We start from the raw sequence: 19,085 nt of genomic DNA on the forward strand, positions 1-19,085 counted from the left end.
TCTTCAGAGTCGCTGTAAGCGGTGATCTTGCAGAGCATAGCCCTGTTCGCGGTAGAAACGGAAACTCTCTCGGGCCGCCTGACGAATCGCCGGCTCTTCGACCACGATCTCGGCTATCCGGGCAAAGCGGGTAGCGAACGGCGGCACCTTGAGGTCAAGGTTGATCAGCAGGTCCTGATGGCTGCCGGCATCATCGCCAAGGCCCAGGGCCACGCTGCCCTGCGGGTCGTCTTCAGCCGGGCTGTGGGGCACGAAGGCCTCGCCCTTGAACGCCCACAGGCGTGCGTCCAGTTCATCGCGCTGGGCGGCGTCGCTGCAATGCAGGTAGACCCGGTGCCCAAGGCGCCAGGCTTTGTCACAGAGCTTGCAGGCGAAATCCAGGCGCGCCGAGGGCGCGGCGCTGGGCAATATGTAGAAATCGACTTTGGTCATGGTCAGCCTGCCGGCCGGCTACGCCCGAAGGCGCAGACGGCCAGCGTCATCTCAGGCGTTGGCGCGATCGAGCAGGTACTGGGTCAGCAGCGGTACCGGGCGGCCAGTGGCGCCCTTGTCCTTGCCACCGCTGATCCAGGCGGTACCGGCGATATCCAGGTGGGCCCAGTGGTAGGCCTTGGCAAAGCGCGACAGGAAGCAACCGGCGGTGATGGTGCCGGCTTTCGGCCCGCCGATGTTGGCGATGTCGGCGAACGGGCTGTCCAGTTGCTCCTGGTACTCGTCGAACAGCGGCAGCTGCCAGGCGCGGTCGTCGGCGCGCTTGCCGGCGTCGAGCAGTTGCCCGACCAGCTCGTCGTTGTTGCCCATCAGGCCTGAGGTGTGGCTGCCCAGGGCGACGATGCAGGCGCCGGTCAGGGTGGCGATGTCGATCACTGCCTGTGGCTTGAAGCGCTCGGCGTAGGTCAGGGTATCGCACAGCACCAGGCGGCCTTCGGCGTCGGTGTTGAGGATCTCGACGGTCTGCCCGCTCATGGTCGTGACGATGTCACCCGGACGGGTGGCGCCGCCGCTTGGCATGTTCTCGGCGCAGGCCAGCAGGCACACCAGGTTGATCGGCAGTTGCAGTTCGAGCACGGCGCGCAGGGTGCCGAAGACGCTGGCAGCACCGCCCATGTCGAATTTCATTTCATCCATGCCGGCGCCGGGCTTGAGGCTGATGCCGCCGGTGTCGAAAGTGATGCCTTTGCCCACCAGCACGAAAGGCTTCTCGCTTTTCTTGCCGCCCTGGTAGTTGAGCACGATCAGGCGTGGCGGCTGGTCGCTGCCCTGGCCAACGGCGTAGAAGGCGCCCATGCCCAGGTCCTTGATCTTCTTCTCGTCCAGCACCTCGACCTTGAGGCCCTTGAATTCCTTGCCCAGGGCCTTGGCCTGTTCGGCCAGGTAGCTCGGGTGGCAAACGTTCGGTGGCAGGTTGCCCAGGTCGCGGGTGAAGCCCATGCCGTTGGCGATGGCGACAGCGTGCTTGACCGCGCGCTCAACGTCGCTGGCGCCGGCCTTGGCGCTGAGCAGGGTGATCTTCTTCAGGGCGCGAGGTTCGGCCTTCTTGCTCTTGAACTGGTCGAAAACGTACTGGCCATCGAGCAGGGTTTCGGCAAGCAGGCGGGTCTTGCCATAGAAGGCATCGCGGCCGGTGACGGCGACGTCGTCCAGGGCCAGTGCCGCATCGCTGCCGTTCAGGCCTTTGAGCACTGCCAGCACGCTGGCAATGACCTTGCGCCAGCTGCGATCACCCAGTTCGGCATCCTTGCCGGTACCGACCAGCAGTACGCGCTCGGCCTTGAGGTTGGGCACGCTGTGCAGCAGCAGGGTCTGGCCGACCTTGCCGGCCAAATCGCCGCGCTTGAGCACGCTGGCCAGGGCACCGCCGGTGGCTTCGTCGATGGCTTTGGCAATGGCGCCGAGTTTGCCGCCTTCTGCCACGGGCAGTACCAGGGTGGCGGTTTTCAAGGATGCTGCGGCTACGCTTTTTACAACCAGTTCCATGTCAGGTTCCCCGAATGATCTGTCGGTGCGCGTTGTCTATGCAGGCGCTGTCGTGGCCGCGTGGTCGCGTACCAGTGCTAAAGCCCCCAGTTTGAGCCTGCTTCGCCCGCCCTGACAACCCCGAGATGAACCATTGTGCAGCGCCAAGTGACAGGCACGGTCAATCACAGGATAATGCGCCAACTTTTACCCGGGTCCGCTCTGGCGAGCGGGCTACTATCTTGGCTGTTATGGATTTCTTGTTCGGCTGTCCGAGCCTGACAACCCAGGAGTGTCTGGTTTGATCGTCTTTCGTTATCTGTCCCGCGAGGTCCTGGTGACCTTGAGTGCCGTCAGCGCCGTGCTGCTGGTCATCATCATGAGCGGGCGCTTCATCAAGTACCTGGCCCAGGCGGCCCAGGGCGTGCTCGATCCGAGCGTGCTGTTCCTGATCATGGGTTATCGCCTGCCGGGGTTCCTGCAGTTGATCCTGCCCCTCGGCCTGTTCCTCGGTATTTTGCTGGCCTATGGCCGGCTGTACCTGGAAAGCGAGATGACCGTGCTGTCGGCCACCGGCATGAGCCAGCAGCGGCTGCTGGGCATGACCATGGCTCCGGCGGCACTGGTTGCCCTGCTGGTGGCCTGGCTGAGCCTGAGCCTGGCGCCCCAGGGCGTTACCCAGGTGGCGCAGATCATCAACCAGCAGGACGCCCTGACCGAGTTCGACACCCTGGTGCCGGGTCGCTTCCAGACCCTGCGCGATGGTTCACGGGTGACCTACACCGAAGAACTGTCGGAAGACCGGGTCAACCTGGGCGGCGTGTTCATTTCCGAGAAACGCTTCAGTCAGGACAAGACCAAGGATCGCGGACCGTCGGTACTGGTCGCGGAAAAGGGCCACCAGCAGGTCAACGCCGATGGCAACCGTTACCTGATCCTGGAAAACGGTTACCGCTATGACGGCAACCCCGGCCAGGCCGACTACCGTGCGATCAAGTACGACACCTACGGGGTGCTGTTGCCCAAGCCTGAAGTCAGCGAGGAAATCACCGAGCGTGAGGCCATCCCGACTTCGCAACTCTTTGGCAGTGACGGCCTGCGCGAACGTGCCGAGCTGCAATGGCGCCTGTCGTTGCCGCTGCTGGTATTCATCGTGACCCTGCTGGCGGTGCCGCTGTCGCGGGTCAACCCGCGCCAGGGCCGTTTCCTCAAGCTGCTGCCGGCGATTCTTCTGTATATGGCGTACCTGACAATGCTGATCGCCGTGCGTGGCGCCCTGGAGAAAGGCAAACTGCCGATCGGCCTGGGCATCTGGTGGGTTCACGGCCTGTTCTTGCTGATCGGCCTGGGGCTTATGTATTGGGAGCCGTTGCGCCTCAAGCGTGCCGCTCGCCGTGCGGAGGTGGCCCATGGTTAAGCTCGACAGCTACATCGGCAAAAGCGTGCTGATGGCCATTCTGGCCGTGCTGGGGATCATTCTCGGCCTGGCTTCGCTGTTTGCCTTCATCGACGAGATGGGCGACATCACCGACACCTACACGGTGATGGACGCCAGCAACTTCGTCTTGCTCACCGCGCCGCGGCGGCTGTACGACATGCTGCCGATGGCTGCGCTGATCGGCTGCCTGATCGGCCTGGGCAGCCTGGCCAGCAGCAGCGAACTGACCATCATGCGCGCCGCTGGCGTGTCCATTGGCCGGATTGTCTGGGCGGTGATGAAGCCGATGCTGGTGTTGATGCTGGCCGGTATCCTGATTGGCGAGTACCTGGCCCCGGTAACCGAGAACAAGGCCCAGGCCGACCGCTCCCTGGCCCAGGGCGGTGGTGAGGCGCAGAGTTCCAAACGTGGCATGTGGCACCGCCAGGGTGATGAGTTCGTGCACATCAACTCGGTGCAGCCCAATGGTCTGCTGTATGGCGTGACCCGTTATCGCTTCGACAACGAGCGGCATATGCTGACGTCCAGCTTTGCCCGGCGCGCCCAGTACCAGGACGATCACTGGCAGCTCAGCGATGTGACCACCACGCATTTCCGCGGTGACCACACCGAAGTGGTCAAGGCCGCCGAAGAGCGCTGGGATGTTTCCGTCACTCCGCAACTGCTCAATACCGTGGTCGTGGCGCCAGAGTCGTTGTCGATCACCGGCCTGTGGGATTACATCCACTACCTGTCCGACCAGGGCCTGAACAACGCCCGTTACTGGCTGGCGTTCTGGACCAAGGTGCTGCAGCCGATGGTGACTGCGGCCCTGGTGCTGATGGCCATTTCCTTCATCTTCGGCCCCCTGCGTTCGGTGACCTTGGGCCAGCGAGTATTCACCGGGGTGTTGGTGGGCTTTGTGTTCCGCATCGCCCAAGACCTGCTCGGGCCTTCCAGTCAGGTATTCGGCTTCCCGCCGTTGCTTGCGGTGGTGCTGCCGGCGGCGATCTGTGCGGTGGCGGGGTTGTGGTTGTTGCGGCGCGCTGGATAGGGCGTTGCACACAAGAAAAAGCCGACCCTTGGGTCGGCTTTTTTCTGCCTGCTATTTCTTGAGCTTGGGAATTCGCACCAGTTGAGTGTCGGAGTAGATGTCGTGCCAGCTGCGCTTGCGCTTGTCGAACAGTGCCCAGATGAAACCCAGGCCCAGGCACAGCCACGAGCCGATCGACACCACAAAACGCAGCAGCGCCTGCCACAGGCTGATGGCGCTGCCATCAGCGTTCTGCACGCGGATGCCCCACACCTGCATGCCCAGGGTCTGGCCGCCATGGGTCCAGAACTTGGCAAAGAAACCGAACAGGGCGAAGAGCAAAATAGTCGATAGCAGCGGGTCGCCGTCCAGGGCGCCGGCTTCGGTCAATTCGCGCATGCGCGCCTCACCGAGAAAGGCCATCTGGATCATCTTGTATGCACCGGCAGTGACGATCAGCAGCGCGGTGCACAGCAGGAAATCATAGAACATGGCGGCCAGGCGGCGGCCAAGGTCGACAGGGGGAAATTCACCCTCGGGCTGTAACAGGTGCTTGGGCACTGGCGAGGCCCTCCTTGCGCAAAACGCCCATTCTACGGAATTGCGCGCACAAAAAAGCCCCTGCTGTTGCCAGCAGAGGCTTCTTTGTTGATGAAGATCAGCCTTCGGCTTGAACTTCGTCAGCCTGCATGCCTTTCTGGCCTTGCACGGCGATGAAGGTGACTTTCTGACCTTCTTTCAGGCTCTTGAAGCCGTTGCCCTGAATAGCGCGGAAATGTACGAACAGATCCGGACCGCTTTCTGGAGTGATGAAACCAAAACCTTTCTCGTCGTTAAACCACTTGACGGTACCGCTCTGACGTTGGGACATTGTCTTATTTCCTTTGAAACTTAGAATTAGTAACAGCTTCTTCCAAATGAAAGAGTACTGGGCTGGGTTGCAGGAAAGTAAGAGACGTCGAACGGGTGTAGCAAACATCAGAGCTACTGCCCAGGTCACGAACCATAGCGACCCATGCAAACACAGTGCACAGACAATACGCTAACTTTGAAGACAAAAACAAGCCCTGCAGACCGCTGCCGCTGTGCCTTTTAGCCACCGTTCGGTGGATTTTTTCCGGCTCATTCCAAGCGGTGTTGCAACGCTTTTCGAAAGTTATAAAACGCGTTCGAAATCGAAAACCCGAACGCGTCATGACACTCTGTTTCAAGTAACGATTCAGCCGCGATAATAGCGCTGCGCAACGAACGGCATCTTGCTGACTTTCATCGCCACGCGCTTGCCGCGAACAATGGCCCACACCGGGGTATCCAGTGCGGTATGCGCCGCATCCAGGTAACCCATTGCCACTGGCGCATTCAATGACGGACCAAAGCCGCCGCTGCAGATGCTACCGATTACCGTGCCCGCTTCATCGACAATCTCGGCGCCTTCACGGACCGGCGTTCGCTCCTGCGGCAGCAGGCCCACGCGTTTGCGCGCAACACCGCTTTGCTGTTGGGCGAAGATCGCTGCGGCGCCCGGGAAGCCAGCGGCACGCTCGCCGTCGGCGCGGCGGACCTTGGAGATGGCCCACAGCAGGCTGGCTTCGATCGGTGTGGTCTGGGTGTTCATGTCGTGGCCGTACAGGCACAGGCCGGCTTCCAGGCGCAACGAATCACGTGCCCCCAGGCCGATTGCGGCTACTTCCGGTTCGGCCAGCAGACGGCGCGCCAGTTCTTCGGCTTTTTCTGCCGGAACGGAAATCTCGAAACCGTCTTCACCGGTGTAGCCCGAGCGGCTGACAAAACAGTCGGCGCCCAGCAGTTGCACCGGCTGGAACTGCATGAAGGTCATTTTCGCAACCGCAGGTGCCAGGCGCTCCAGTACCTTGATCGCCGCCGGCCCCTGCAGGGCCAGCAGGGCGCGCTCTTCGAACAGTGGCTGGATCTGGCACTGATCGCCGATGTGCTTGCGCAGGTGGGCCAGGTCCTGTTCCTTGCAGGCCGCGTTGACCACCAGGAACAGTTCGTCGTTGCCCAGATTGGCGACCATCAGGTCGTCGAGGATGCCGCCTTGTTCGTTGGTGAACATGGCATAGCGCTGCATGCCCACCGGCAGGTCGATGATGTCGACCGGCACCAGGGATTCCAGGGCCTTGGCCGCAGCGGCGCCGCTCAGGCGGATCTGGCCCATGTGCGAAACATCGAACAGGCCGGCGTGCTCGCGGCTGTGCAGGTGCTCTTTCATCACCCCCAGCGGGTACTGGACTGGCATGTCGTAACCGGCGAAGGGCACCATGCGGGCGCCCAGTTCCAGGTGCAGGGCGTGCAGCGGGGTCTTGAGCAGTGTTTCGGTGGACATTGATGACTCCTTGGGGCTTGAGAGGGTGTCAGCATTCGATGATGTTGACGGCCAGACCGCCGCGGGCGGTCTCCTTGTATTTGCTTTTCATGTCGGCGCCGGTCTGGCGCATGGTGCGGATGACTTTATCCAGCGAGACGAAGTGCTGCCCGTCACCGCGCAGGGCCATGCGCACGGCATTGATAGCCTTGACCGAGCCCATGGCGTTGCGCTCGATGCAGGGCACCTGGACCAACCCGCCGATCGGGTCGCAGGTCAGGCCCAGGTTGTGTTCCATGCCGATCTCGGCGGCGTTCTCGACCTGCTGCACGCTGCCGCCCATCACTTCGCACAAGGCGCCGGCGGCCATCGAGCAGGCGACGCCGACCTCGCCCTGGCAACCGACTTCGGCACCGGAGATCGAGGCGTTCTCTTTATAGAGGATGCCGATGGCGGCGGCCGTGAGCAGAAAGCGCACCACGCCGTCGTCGTTGGCGCCCGGGATAAAGCGCATGTAGTAGTGCAGCACTGCCGGGACGATACCGGCGGCGCCATTGGTCGGCGCGGTGACCACGCGTCCGCCGAAGGCGTTTTCTTCATTGACGGCCAGGGCATACAGGTTGACCCAGTCGAGCACCGACAGCGCATCGCGCAGGCTCGCCTCCGGGTTGCTGCACAGCTGGCGGTACAGCGCTGCGGCACGGCGCTTGACCTTGAGCCCGCCAGGCAGGATGCCCTCGTTGCGACAACCGGCGGACACGCAGTCCTGCATGACCTGCCAGATGCGCAACAGGCCGCTGCGGGTTTCGCTTTCCGGGCGCCAGGCCGCTTCGTTGGCCAGCATGATCTGGCTGATCGACAGGTTCTGCGCGGTGCAATGGCCGAGCAGTTCCTTGGCAGTCTTGAACGGGTAAGGCAGAACGGTGCTGTCTTCGACGATGCGATCGGCGCCGGCCGCGTCCTCATCGACCACGAAACCACCGCCTACCGAGTAGTACTCGCGGCTGCGAATCTGCAAACCGGCGGCGTCAAAGGCACGGAAGATCATGCCATTGGGGTGAAAGGCCAGGGGCTTGCGGATCATTGCCAGGTGCTGCTTTTCGACGAAGTCGATTTCATGCTCGCCGAGCAGGTTGAGCCGGCCGCTGCTGCGGATGGCCTGCAGGCGTGCGGGGATGCTTTCGGTATCGACCGTGTCCGGGTGTTCGCCTTCAAGGCCGAGCAGCACGGCCTTGTCGCTGCCGTGGCCTTTGCCGGTGGCGCCAAGCGAGCCGTAGAGTTCGGCCTTGACGCAGACCGTGGCGCTGAGCAGCTCGTCGCGGCGCAGGCCTTCGGCAAAGCGCGCGGCGGCGCGCATGGGGCCGACGGTATGGGAACTGGAGGGGCCGATGCCGATCTTGAACAGGTCGAAGACGCTTAGTGACATGGTCGTACCCTCATTGTTGGGGAGAAGCATCGCCGGCAAGGCCGGCTCCCACAAGGTTCTTTGGTGTTCTCGAAACCTGTGGGAGCTGGCTTTGCCAGCGATGAGGCCAGCAGGCCGGACTCAGACGTCCTGATAGCTCTCGATCGACGGGCAGGCACAGACCAGGTTGCGGTCGCCGAACACGTTGTCGACCCGGCCGACCGGTGGCCAGTATTTGCCTTCCACCAGCGATGCCAGCGGATACACCGCCTGCTCGCGGCTGTACGGGTGGCTCCACTCACCGGCGATCTCGGCGGCGGTGTGCGGGGCGTTCTTCAGCGGGTTGTCGTCCTTGTCCAGGCTACCGCTTTCTACCGCGCGAATCTCTTCGCGGATGCGGATCATCGCCTCGCAGAAACGGTCCAGTTCTTCTTTAGACTCGCTTTCGGTCGGTTCGATCATCAGCGTGCCGGCTACCGGGAACGACATGGTCGGGGCGTGGAAGCCGAAGTCGATCAGGCGCTTGGCCACGTCATCGACGCTAATGCCGCTGCTGTCCTTGATTGGACGCAAATCGAGGATGCACTCGTGCGCCACCAGGCCGTTGCTGCCGGTGTACAATACAGGATAGTGCTCTTCCAGGCGGCGGGCGATGTAGTTGGCGTTGAGGATGGCCATCTGCGAGGCGCGCTTGAGCCCGGCGCCTCCCATCATGCGGATATACATCCAGGTGATCGGCAGAATGCTGGCGCTGCCGAACGGTGCGGCGCAGACCGCGCCTTGCTTGTTGTCCATGTGCGCGTGCCCGGGCAGGAACGGTGCCAGGTGCGACTTGACGCCGATCGGGCCAACGCCCGGGCCGCCACCGCCGTGGGGGATGCAGAAGGTCTTGTGCAGGTTCAGGTGCGAGACATCGCCGCCGAACTTGCCCGGTGCGCACAGGCCGACCATGGCGTTCATGTTGGCACCGTCGATGTACACCTGGCCGCCGTTGTCATGGATGATCGCGCAGATCTCGCCGATGGCTTCTTCGAACACGCCGTGGGTCGAGGGGTAGGTGATCATCAGCGCGGCGAGGTGTTCGCGGTGCTCGATGGCCTTGGCACGCAGGTCGTCGATGTCGACGTTGCCGCGGGCGTCACAGGCGGTGACCACCACGCGCATGCCGGCCATGTGGGCGGTGGCGGGGTTGGTGCCGTGGGCCGAGGACGGGATCAGGCAGATGTCGCGGCGTGCTTCACCACGGCTCTGGTGGTAGGCGCGGATGGCCAAGAGGCCCGCGTATTCACCCTGGGAACCGGCGTTGGGCTGCAGCGACACGGCGTCGTAGCCGGTGGCGGCGCAAAGCATCGCCTCCAGTTCGCTGGTCAGTTGCTGGTAACCCTGGCTCTGTTCTGCCGGGGCGAACGGGTGCAGGTTGCCGAATTCGGCCCAGGTCACCGGGATCATTTCGCTGGCGGCGTTGAGCTTCATGGTGCACGAGCCCAGCGGGATCATGGTGCGGTCCAGGGCCAGGTCCTTGTCGGCCAGGCGGCGCAGGTAGCGCATCAGCTCGGTTTCACTGTGGTAGCGGTTGAACACCGGGTGCTCGAGGATCGCCGACTGGCGCAGCAGGGCGCGAGGCAATTGCGCTTGAACGCTGGCAGCGAGGGCGGCGAAGTCCGGAGTGGCCTTGCCGTCGGCGAACAGTTGCCACAGCGCTTCCACGTCTGCCTGGGTGCTGGTTTCATCCAGCGACAGGCCCAGGCGCTGGGCGTCAATCTGGCGCAGGTTAAGGCGCTGGGCGCGGGCCTGGTCGTGCAGAGCGGAGGTGGCGCTGCCAGTGGCCAGGGTCAGGGTGTCGAAGAAGTGTTCAATCTCGACATTCACACCCAGCTGCTGCAGGCCGGCCTTGAGGATCGCGGTCAGCGCATGGGTGCGTTCGGCGATCTGCTTCAGGCCCTGGGGACCATGGTACACGGCGTACATGCTGGCGATGTTGGCCAGCAGCACCTGGGCGGTGCAGATGTTGCTGGTGGCTTTCTCGCGGCGGATGTGCTGCTCGCGGGTCTGCATGGCCAGGCGCAAGGCGGTCTTGCCGAAGCGGTCGATCGAGACGCCGACCAGGCGGCCCGGCATGTCGCGCTTGAACGCGTCGCGGGTAGAGAAGTAGGCCGCGTGCGGGCCACCGAAACCCAGCGGCACGCCGAAGCGCTGGGCGCTGCCAATGGCCACGTCGGCGCCGAATTCGCCCGGTGGGGTCAGCAGGGTCAGGGCCAGCAGGTCGGCAGCCACGGCAACCAGGGCATTGGCGGCGTGGAAGCGCTCGACCAGCTCACGGTAGTCGAAGACTTCACCGCTGCTGGCCGGGTATTGCAGCAGGGCACCGAAGAAGGCGCTGACATCGCCCAGTTCACGCTCGTCGCCGACGATGACGTCGATACCCAGCGGTTCGGCCCGGGTACGCAGCACGTCGAGGGTCTGCGGATGGCAATGCACGGAAGCGAAGAAGGCGTGGCTGCCCTTGTTCTTGCTAAGGCGTTTGCAGAAGGTCATGGCTTCGGCGGCAGCGGTGGCTTCGTCGAGCAAGGATGCGTTGGCGATCGGCAGGCCGGTGAGGTCGCTGATCAGGGTCTGGAAATTCAGCAGCGCTTCCAGGCGGCCCTGGGAAATCTCAGGCTGGTATGGGGTGTAGGCGGTGTACCAGGCCGGATTTTCCAGCAGGTTGCGCAGGATCGGCGCCGGGGTATGGCAGTTGTAGTAACCCTGGCCGATGAAGCTCTTGAACAGCTGGTTGTTGCCAGCGATAGCCTTGAGCGAAGCCAGGGCCTCGGCTTCGCTTTGCCCAGCGCCCAGCTCCAGGACGCTGGTGCCCTTGATGCTGTCGGGGATGACGGCGGCGCTCATGGCTTCCAGCGAGTCGAAGCCGAGGGTGGCGAGCATGTGCTGCTCGTCGCGCTGGCGTGGGCCGATGTGGCGAGCGATGAATTCGTTGGCGGTGCCGAGGTTGATGGTCATGGCGGTTCCTCAGGCGTCAGCGTTGGCTTTGATCAGGCGGTCGTAGGCGTCCTGGTCGAGCAGTTGCGCGACGGCGCCGGCGTCGGCCGGGATGAAACGGAAGAACCAGCCTTCACCCAGCGGATCTTCGTTGACCAGCTCGGGGTTGCCTTCGAGCTGTTCGTTGACCGCAACCACTTCGCCGGTCAGCGGCATGTATACGCCACTGGCAGCCTTGACCGATTCGACGGTCGAAGCTTCGGCACCTTTGTCGTAGCTTTGCAGCTCCGGCAGTTGCACGTAGACCACATCGCCCAGGGCGTTCTGGGCGAAGGCGGTAATCCCGACGGTGACGCTGCCGTCAGCTTCGGTACGCAGCCATTCGTGATCTTCGGTGAATCGCAACTCGCTCATGGAAACTCCTCAAGGGCCGCAGGGGACGGCTGTGGGCGTGGCTCAAGTGAGCCCAGGGATGAGCAATGCCATAGCAATAATGCGGCCATCTATAAAATATCGTTATAAAACAATATGTTATAAATTTTCTGAGTAATGGAAAGTTTACAGCTGTAGCGAAATCGCTACACCCGAAGCCGGGAAAAAAAGCGCAAGGGGATCAGAACCTTGCGCCATGGCCCTGAAACTGTGCTGTATCGATATTGTTACGCTGTAGCGATTTCAGTACGGCCGGTCAGGGCTTGGTCGGGATGCCGTATTTGCGCAGGCGATGGGCAATGGCGGTATGCGAGGTTTGCAGGCGGCTGGCCAGCTGGCGGGTCGAGGGGTAGCTGCTGTAGAGCTTGGTCAGCAGGTTGCGCTCGAAGTCTTCCACGGCCTGTTCCAGGCTATCGACTTCAGCGTCATGCCCACGGGCCACCGAGGTGCCGGCGATGTCCAGGTCACCGATGTCCACCAGGCTGCTTTCGCTGATGGCGGCGGCGCGGAAGATCACGTTCTGCAGCTGACGCACGTTGCCCGGCCAACGGTTACCCAGCAGCGCCGGGTAAGTGGCCGGGGCCAGGCGGCACAGCGGGCGCTGGATCTGGGTGCAGGCCTGCTGCATGAAGTAGCGCGCCAGCAGGAGGATGTCCTGGCCACGCTCGCGCAGCGGCGGCACCTGCAGGTTGAGCACGTTCAGGCGGTAGAACAGGTCTTCGCGAAAGGTGCCTTCGGCGACCATCTTTTCCAGGTCGCGGTGGGTGGCGCTGAGGATCCGCACATTGACCTTCACCTCACGGTCGCCACCGACCCGGCGAAAGCTGCCGTCGTTGAGAAAACGCAGGAGCTTGGCCTGCAGGTACGGCGACATTTCGCCGATCTCGTCGAGGAACACCGTGCCCTGGTTGGCCAGTTCCATCAGCCCCGGCTTGCCGCCGCGTTGTGCGCCGGTAAAGGCGCCGGGGGCGTAGCCGAACAGCTCGCTTTCGGCCAGGTTCTCCGGCAGCGCCGCGCAGTTGAGCGCCAGGAAGGGTGCGCTGTGACGGCTGCTGATGGCGTGACAGGCGCGGGCCACCAGCTCCTTGCCGGTACCGGTTTCACCGTGGATCAACAGCGGTGCATCCAGGGCCGCCACGCGCAGGGCGCGGGCCTTGAGGGTGCGGATCGGCGGTGAATCACCCAACAGTGCATCGAAGCCCTCGGCGTGATCATGGTGCAGCGCCGACAGCCGTTCGCCGATGCGATTGGGCTGATACAAGGTCAGCAGTGCACCGGCGTTGGTGATCGGCGTGGCATCGAGCAGCAGCGTCTGGCCGTTGAGAGTCACTTCGCGCAGGGGCAGGTGGAAGCCCTGTTCGATCAGGGCTTCAAGCAGGCCAGGATCGCCAAACAGGTCGGCCACCGAACGGTCGGACGGCTCCTGGCCGCACAGCGCCACCAGCGCCGGGTTGGCCAGCAGTACATGGCCGGCGCTGTCCAAGGCCAGTACCGGATCGCTCATGGCCGCGAGCAGGGCATCGAGCTGCAGGTGACGACGCTGGCCGGGGAGGATGTCGACCACTTGTACGGTTTGCACGCCATGCACGTTGAACAGCGCGTCGTGCAGCTCTTCGAGCACGTGGGGGCTGAGGGTCGGGGCGTCGATATAGACGTTCGGCGGCACCATCTCCACGGCGTCCAGGTTGAGGTTGCGGGCGCCGAGCAGGGCCAGCACTTCCTGGGTGATGCCGACGCGGTCGATGAAACTGACGTGGATGCGCATGGGGGAGGGGTTCAAGGCTGCCGAAGGCGGCCAGTATGCTGTTCAGTGCAATCGCGGGGCAAGCCCGCTCCTACCTGGGTGGGAGCGGGCTTGCCCCGCGATGAGGCCGGTAGGGCTACTCGAAGTGCTCGGGATTGACCGAATCCCCCGACTTCACATCCAGCTTCTCGCGAATGTCCTCGAACATCAGGTCGTAGATCTTGTGCGTTGAGCCCAGGCTCTCGAATTTCTTGGGCGACGGCATGTAGCTTTGCGCCCTGCGCGTGGCGACACTCAGGAAGCTCGGCAATACCTCTTCTTTGCTCAGGAAGAACTTTTCCTCCACGGTCTTGCCTTCGATGCTCCCATGCATGTGGAAATCAATGCCGTGTTTGTTGGCTTCCCGGACTACTGCGTACTCGATATTCAGGTCGTAACTGTGATCAGCCTTGTTCAGCGCAGTGCGCTCGATATGCACGTGACCGGATTTGAACTGGGCCATGATGGAATCCTCCGCAAAGGTGAAAACGGCGGGCCCGCAAGCCCGCCCACTGCATTCAACGGTAGCTGATTCCAGGCTTCGAGGTGCTCACCCGGGTACCGGCCGTACCCTTGACGATATCTTCGATGTCGGCCAGCGAACCGATAACCGCCACTTTGCCGGTATGGCGGGCGAAGTCGCAAGCGGCCTGGACTTTCGGGCCCATGGAGCCGGCGGCAAAGCCGAGGCGTTCGAGCTCGTCCGGGTGCGCCTGGGCAATCGCCTTCTGGCTCGGCTTGCCATAGTCGATGAACGCCGCGTTGACGTCGGTGGCGATCACCAGCAGGTCGGCTTCGAGCTGTTCGGCCAGCAGCGCCGAGCACAGGTCTTTGTCGATCACCGCTTCGATGCCCTTGAGCTTGCGGTCGGCGTCATACATGGTCGGGATGCCGCCGCCACCGGCGCAGATGACGATGCTGCTCTTTTCCAGCAGCCATTTGATCGGGCGAATCTCGAAGATGCGCTTGGGTTTCGGGCTGGCGACCACACGGCGGTACTTGTCGCCGTCGGCCTTGACCACCCAGCCTTTCTCCTTGGCCAGGCGCTCGGCGTCTTCCTTGCTGTAGACCGGGCCGATGAACTTGGTCGGGTCCTTGAAGGCCGGGTCGTTGGCGTCCACTTCGACCTGGGTCAGGAGGGTGGCGAACGGCACTTCGAAGTCCAGCAGGTTGCCCAGCTCCTGTTCGATGATGTAGCCGATCATGCCTTCGGTTTCGGCCCCGAGCACGTCCAGCGGGTAGGCTTCGTCCGGCTTGTAGGATTGCGCCTGCAACGACAACAGGCCGACTTGCGGACCATTGCCGTGGGCGATGACCAGTTCATTGCCTGGGTGAATCTTGGCGATCTGCTCGGCGGCGATGCGGATATTGGCGCGCTGATTGTCTGCAGTCATGGGTTCGCCACGGCGCAGCAGGGCGTTGCCGCCCAATGCAACAACGATACGCATGATGATGTCCTTTTAGCGTTGGCAGCGAAGCTCTTGTGGGAGCTGGCTTTGCCAGCGATTCAGGCACCGCGCAGTAACGGGTACTGCGCCGATACCATCGCCGGCAAGACCGGCTCCCACAGGAGCGAAGGTTCGCTCCCTGAATGGATTACAGGTCAGCCAGGGTCGACACCAGGATCGCCTTGATGGTGTGCATGCGGTTTTCCGCTTGCTCGAAGGCGATGCAGGCTGGCGACTCGAACACGTCGTCGGTCACTTCGATACCGTTGGCCAGGTGCGGGTACTGCTCGGCGATCTGTTTGCCGACCTTGGTGTCGGAGTTGTGGAACGCTGGCAGGCAGTGCATGAACTTGGTCCGCGGGTTGCCAGTGGCTTTCATCAGCTCGGCGTTGACCTGGTACGGCAGCAGTTGCTGGATGCGTTCGCCCCAGGCTTCAACCGGCTCGCCCATCGATACCCAGACGTCGGTGTGGATGAAATCGACGCCCTTGACCGCCGCTTTCGGGTCTTCGGTGAGGGTGATGCGCGCGCCGCTTTCTTCCGCATATTTTTTGCAACGGGCGACCAGGTCGTCGTGCGGCCACAGGGCTTTCGGCGCGCAGATGCGCACGTCCATGCCGAGTTTGGCGCCGACCAGCAGCAGCGAGTTACCCATATTGTTGCGGGCATCGCCCAGGTAGGCGTAGCTGATGTCGTGGATCGGCTTGTCGGCGTGTTCACGCATGGTCAGCACGTCGGCGATCATCTGGGTCGGGTGATATTCGTCGGTCAGGCCGTTGAACACCGGCACACCGGCGAACTTGGCCAGCTCTTCGACGATTTCCTGCTTGAAGCCACGGTACTCGATGGCGTCATACATGCGCCCGAGTACGCGGGCGGTGTCCTTCATGCTTTCCTTGTGGCCGATCTGCGAAGAGTTCGGGTCGATGTAAGTGACGTTGGCGCCCTGGTCGTAGGCAGCCACTTCGAAGGCGCAACGGGTGCGGGTCGAGGTTTTCTCGAAGATCAGCGCAATGTTGTTGCCTTTGAGGTGCTGCTGCTCGGTGCCGGTGTACTTGGCACGTTTCAGGTCACGGGACAGGTCCAGCAGGTAGCGCAACTCGCGAGGGGTGTGGTGTTCCAGGCTCAGCAGGTTACGGTTGTGGATGTTGAACGCCATGATGATTCTCCTGTTCTGGTGAACGGAAAGCGGTGATCGGCCCGCCTGCACCCGTGGGTGCAGGCGGTTGATGGTCGTTTTAGTAGTCGATAGGGTCGCGCACGATCGGGCAGGTCATGCAGTGACCGCCGCCGCGGCCACGGCCCAGTTCGCCGGCGCTGATGGTGATGACTTCGACACCGGCCTTGCGCAGCAGGGTGTTGGTGTAGGTGTTGCGGTCGTAGCCGATGACTACGCCGGGCTCCAGCGCCACCACGTTGTTGCCGTCATCCCATTGCTCGCGTTCGGCGGCGAAGCTGTTGCCGCCGGTTTCCACCACGCGCAGCTGCTTGAGGTTGAGGGATTCGGCGACCACGTCGAGGAAGGTCTTGTTCTCGCGGCGCACGTCCATGCCGTACGGCTTGCTGCTGTCCGGACGAATGACGAACGGGACGATTTCCTTGACCACTTCCGGGAAGACCGTGACCAGGTCGCGGTCGCAGAAGCTGAACACGGTATCCAGGTGCATCGCGGCGCGGGATTTCGGCAAGCCGGCCACTACGACCTTCTCGACCGCACCTTTGGCAAACAGCGATTGCGCCAGTTGACCGATGGCCTGGCGCGAGGTGCGCTCGCCCATGCCGATCAGGACCACGCCATTGCCGATCGGCATGACGTCGCCGCCTTCGAGGGTGGCCTTGCCGTGGTCATGATCCGGGTCGCCGTACCAGACTTCAAAGTCGGCACCGCTGAACTCGGGGTGGAACTTGTAGATCGCGGTGGTCAGCAGGGTTTCCTGGCGTCGCGCCGGCCAGTACATCGGGTTGAGGGTCACGCCGCCGTAGATCCAGCAAGTGGTGTCGCGGGTGAACTGGGTGTTGGGCAGTGGGTCGAGCAGGAAGCTGGAGTGGCCCAGGTAGTCGCGGTACATCTTGATGACGCTGGCGCCTTCGCTGTCGGGCAGGTCTTCACCGGCCACGCCGCCGATCAGGAACTCGGCCAGTTTGCGTGGCTCCAGGCCTTCGAGCCAGCTGCGCACTTCGTTGGTCAGGCCGACACCGACGGTGTCCGGGGTGATCTTGCGGTCGAGGATCCATTTCAGTGCTTCGGGGTTCTGCACGGTCTCGGTCAGCAGGTTGTGCATTTCCAGCACTTCGATGCCGCGTTCACGCATTTTGGTGACGAAGTCGAAGTGGTCGCGCTTGGCCTGGTTGACCCAGATGACGTCATCGAACAGCAGGTCGTCGCAGTTGCTCGGCGTCAGGCGCTGGTGCGCCAGGCCAGGGGAGCAGACCATCACTTTGCGCAGTTTGCCGGCTTCGGAATGTACGCCGTACTTAACTTTATCCGTGGACATGGTTCATTTCCTCCAAGTTGCGAAAACGGGTGGTTACAGAGTCAGGAAGCCGTCGTACAGGCCGTAGGCAGCCACCAGGGCGCCAAGGACCACGGCGGCGAAGATCAGCTTCTCCACGTTGGTAAAAATCGGTTGGCCGACCTCGCGCTTGGCCTTGGCGAACAGGATCACGCCAGGGGCATAGAGCAGGGCCGAAAGCAGCAGGTATTTGACGCCGCCGGCATACAGCAGCCAGACCGCGTAGAGCAGGGCGATGGCACCGATGACCAGGTCTTTCTTGCGTTCGGCCAGGGCCTGTTCGTAGGTTTCGCTGCGCAGCGCCAGCAGGAAGGCGTAGGCCGCCGACCACAGGTAAGGCACCAGGATCATCGAAGTGGCGAGGTAGATCAGCGACAGGTAGGTACTGGCCGAGAACAGGGTGATGACCAGGAAGATCTGCACCATGGCGTTGGTCAGCCACAGGGCGTTGGCCGGCACGTGGTTGGCGTTCTCGCGGCGCAGGAACTCCGGCATGGTGTGGTCTTTGGCGGCGGCGAACATGATCTCGGCGCACAGCAGCACCCACGACAGCAGGGCACCGAGCAGCGAGATGATCAGGCCGACGCTGATCAGCACCGCGCCCCAGTGACCGACCACGTGCTCAAGCACGGCGGCCATCGACGGGTTCTGCAGCTTGGCCAGTTCCGGCTGGGTCATGATGCCCAGCGATAGCACGTTGACCAGCACCAGGAACAGCAGCACGGTAATGAAGCCGATGACCGTGGCCTTACCCACGTCCGAGCGTTTTTCTGCCCGGGCCGAGAAGATGCTCGCGCCCTCGATGCCGATGAACACCCACACGGTGACCAGCATCATGTTGCGCACCTGGTTCATCACGCTGCCCAGGTCCGGGTTCATCGAACCCCAGATGTCAGCGGTGAAGATGTCCAGCTTGAAGGCGAACACGGCGATCAGCACGAACAACGCCAGCGGCACGACCTTGGCCACGGTCGTGACCAGGTTGATGAACGCCGCTTCCTTGATCCCGCGCAGCACGAGGAAATGCACGGCCCAGAGCAGCACCGAGGCGCCAATGACCGCTGCCGGGGTGTTGCCCTCGCCAAAGATCGGGAAAAAGTAGCCGAGGGTACTGAACAGCAACACGAAGTAGCCGACGTTGCCGAGCCAGGCGCTGATCCAGTAGCCCCAGGCCGAAGAAAAGCCCATGTAATCGCCGAAACCGGCCTTGGCGTAGGCGTACACCCCGCCGTCCAAGTCAGGCTTGCGATTGGCCAGGGTCTGGAACACGAAAGCCAGGGTCAGCATGCCGATGGCGGTGATGCCCCAGCCGATCAGAACAGCGCCTACATCGGCACTTGCGGCCATGTTTTGCGGCAACGAAAAGATCCCGCCGCCGATCATCGAGCCGACAACAAGTGCAACCAGCGCACCAAGTCGTAGTTTTCCGGGAGCGTCTGACATTGAATAACTCCGTACCAGGAGAAGAGATGGCGCTAGAATAAATCCAGCGGCGAAGTCATTAGCTGATTCAGGTCAGTTCATGAGGACATTCCATTGAGATCAGTGACTGAAACAGCCTCCCGGAGTATGCCGATCGCAGTGCTGCAAGCCTTGTCCACTGGCACCTCCATGGCCTTTTAGAGCAATCGCTCTTGCGGGGCTGTGAGAATTGAAGCTAGTCCGTTTTGGGGGAATCGCAAATTTTTCCTGAGAAAATATCTTATTGGCTTGAACAGGCGGAAATAGTGCACAAAACTCCCTATTTAGTTCGTCAGGCATAGACGCACAAGTTATGAGCAGCGGAAGCTTAGTGGTTT

16 protein-coding genes are annotated in these 19,085 nt (G+C 62.5%); 2 read left to right on the forward strand and 14 right to left on the reverse strand.

Annotated elements, in window-relative coordinates:
• Positions 1–3: 3 nt before the first annotated feature.
• Positions 4–432 (reverse strand): DNA polymerase III subunit chi, encoded by a 429-nt coding sequence (locus tag LOY45_RS04920; protein WP_258578816.1) that lies wholly within the window; start codon positions 430–432, stop codon positions 4–6.
• A gap of 51 nt (positions 433–483) precedes the next feature.
• Entirely contained in the window at positions 484–1,977 is a 1,494-nt protein-coding gene (locus LOY45_RS04925) for a leucyl aminopeptidase (protein WP_258578817.1), read from the reverse strand.
• Between the two features lie 280 nt (positions 1,978–2,257).
• Between LOY45_RS04925 and lptF the strand changes: the two genes are divergently transcribed.
• Entirely contained in the window at positions 2,258–3,373 is a 1,116-nt protein-coding gene (lptF, locus tag LOY45_RS04930; RefSeq protein WP_115088566.1) for an LPS export ABC transporter permease LptF, read from the forward strand.
• Positions 3,366–4,427, forward strand: a complete 1,062-nt coding sequence (gene lptG, locus LOY45_RS04935) for an LPS export ABC transporter permease LptG (RefSeq protein ID WP_115088565.1) — start codon at positions 3,366–3,368, stop codon at positions 4,425–4,427. Before lptF ends, lptG begins: the two co-directional genes overlap by 8 nt.
• A 51-nt stretch (positions 4,428–4,478) precedes the next feature.
• Here lptG and LOY45_RS04940 read toward each other — a convergent pair whose 3' ends face one another.
• From LOY45_RS04940 to arcD, 12 genes are all read right to left on the reverse strand, one after another.
• Positions 4,479–4,967: an RDD family protein gene (locus LOY45_RS04940; protein WP_115088564.1), complete on the reverse strand. Its 489-nt coding sequence runs from the start codon at positions 4,965–4,967 to the stop codon at positions 4,479–4,481.
• Between the two features lie 97 nt (positions 4,968–5,064).
• Positions 5,065–5,277, reverse strand: coding sequence for a cold-shock protein (locus tag LOY45_RS04945; RefSeq protein WP_007931076.1), 213 nt, complete (start codon positions 5,275–5,277; stop codon positions 5,065–5,067).
• 348 nt (positions 5,278–5,625) lie between these two features.
• On the reverse strand, positions 5,626–6,750 hold the full coding sequence (gene gcvT / locus LOY45_RS04950; RefSeq protein ID WP_258578818.1) for a glycine cleavage system aminomethyltransferase GcvT: 1,125 nt from the start codon (positions 6,748–6,750) through the stop codon (positions 5,626–5,628).
• A 28-nt stretch (positions 6,751–6,778) separates the two neighbouring features.
• The gene (locus LOY45_RS04955) at positions 6,779–8,155 is read right to left on the reverse strand and encodes an L-serine ammonia-lyase (RefSeq protein WP_115088562.1); all 1,377 of its coding nucleotides are present in this window, start codon (positions 8,153–8,155) and stop codon (positions 6,779–6,781) included.
• A gap of 120 nt (positions 8,156–8,275) precedes the next feature.
• Positions 8,276–11,131: an aminomethyl-transferring glycine dehydrogenase gene (gene gcvP / locus LOY45_RS04960; RefSeq protein ID WP_258578819.1), complete on the reverse strand. Its 2,856-nt coding sequence runs from the start codon at positions 11,129–11,131 to the stop codon at positions 8,276–8,278.
• A gap of 9 nt (positions 11,132–11,140) precedes the next feature.
• A complete protein-coding gene (gcvH, locus tag LOY45_RS04965) occupies positions 11,141–11,524 on the reverse strand; it encodes a glycine cleavage system protein GcvH (RefSeq protein WP_134064142.1) in 384 nt (127 codons plus the stop codon).
• Positions 11,525–11,798: 274 nt separating this feature from the next.
• A complete protein-coding gene (locus LOY45_RS04970) occupies positions 11,799–13,307 on the reverse strand; it encodes a sigma-54-dependent transcriptional regulator (RefSeq protein WP_134064140.1) in 1,509 nt (502 codons plus the stop codon).
• A 115-nt stretch (positions 13,308–13,422) separates the two neighbouring features.
• Positions 13,423–13,788: a DUF5064 family protein gene (locus LOY45_RS04975; RefSeq protein ID WP_115088558.1), complete on the reverse strand. Its 366-nt coding sequence runs from the start codon at positions 13,786–13,788 to the stop codon at positions 13,423–13,425.
• Between the two features lie 55 nt (positions 13,789–13,843).
• Positions 13,844–14,773 (reverse strand): carbamate kinase, encoded by a 930-nt coding sequence (arcC, locus tag LOY45_RS04980; protein WP_045196411.1) that lies wholly within the window; start codon positions 14,771–14,773, stop codon positions 13,844–13,846.
• Positions 14,774–14,921: 148 nt separating this feature from the next.
• The gene (locus LOY45_RS04985) at positions 14,922–15,932 is read right to left on the reverse strand and encodes an ornithine carbamoyltransferase (protein WP_115088557.1); all 1,011 of its coding nucleotides are present in this window, start codon (positions 15,930–15,932) and stop codon (positions 14,922–14,924) included.
• A gap of 79 nt (positions 15,933–16,011) precedes the next feature.
• A complete protein-coding gene (gene arcA, locus LOY45_RS04990; protein WP_115088556.1) occupies positions 16,012–17,268 on the reverse strand; it encodes an arginine deiminase in 1,257 nt (418 codons plus the stop codon).
• Between the two features lie 33 nt (positions 17,269–17,301).
• A complete protein-coding gene (gene arcD, locus LOY45_RS04995) occupies positions 17,302–18,729 on the reverse strand; it encodes an arginine-ornithine antiporter (RefSeq protein ID WP_115088555.1) in 1,428 nt (475 codons plus the stop codon).
• Positions 18,730–19,085 lie beyond the last annotated feature (356 nt).

Source organism: Pseudomonas wadenswilerensis (assembly GCF_024749185.1).
GTDB classification, from domain to species: domain Bacteria; phylum Pseudomonadota; class Gammaproteobacteria; order Pseudomonadales; family Pseudomonadaceae; genus Aquipseudomonas; species Aquipseudomonas wadenswilerensis.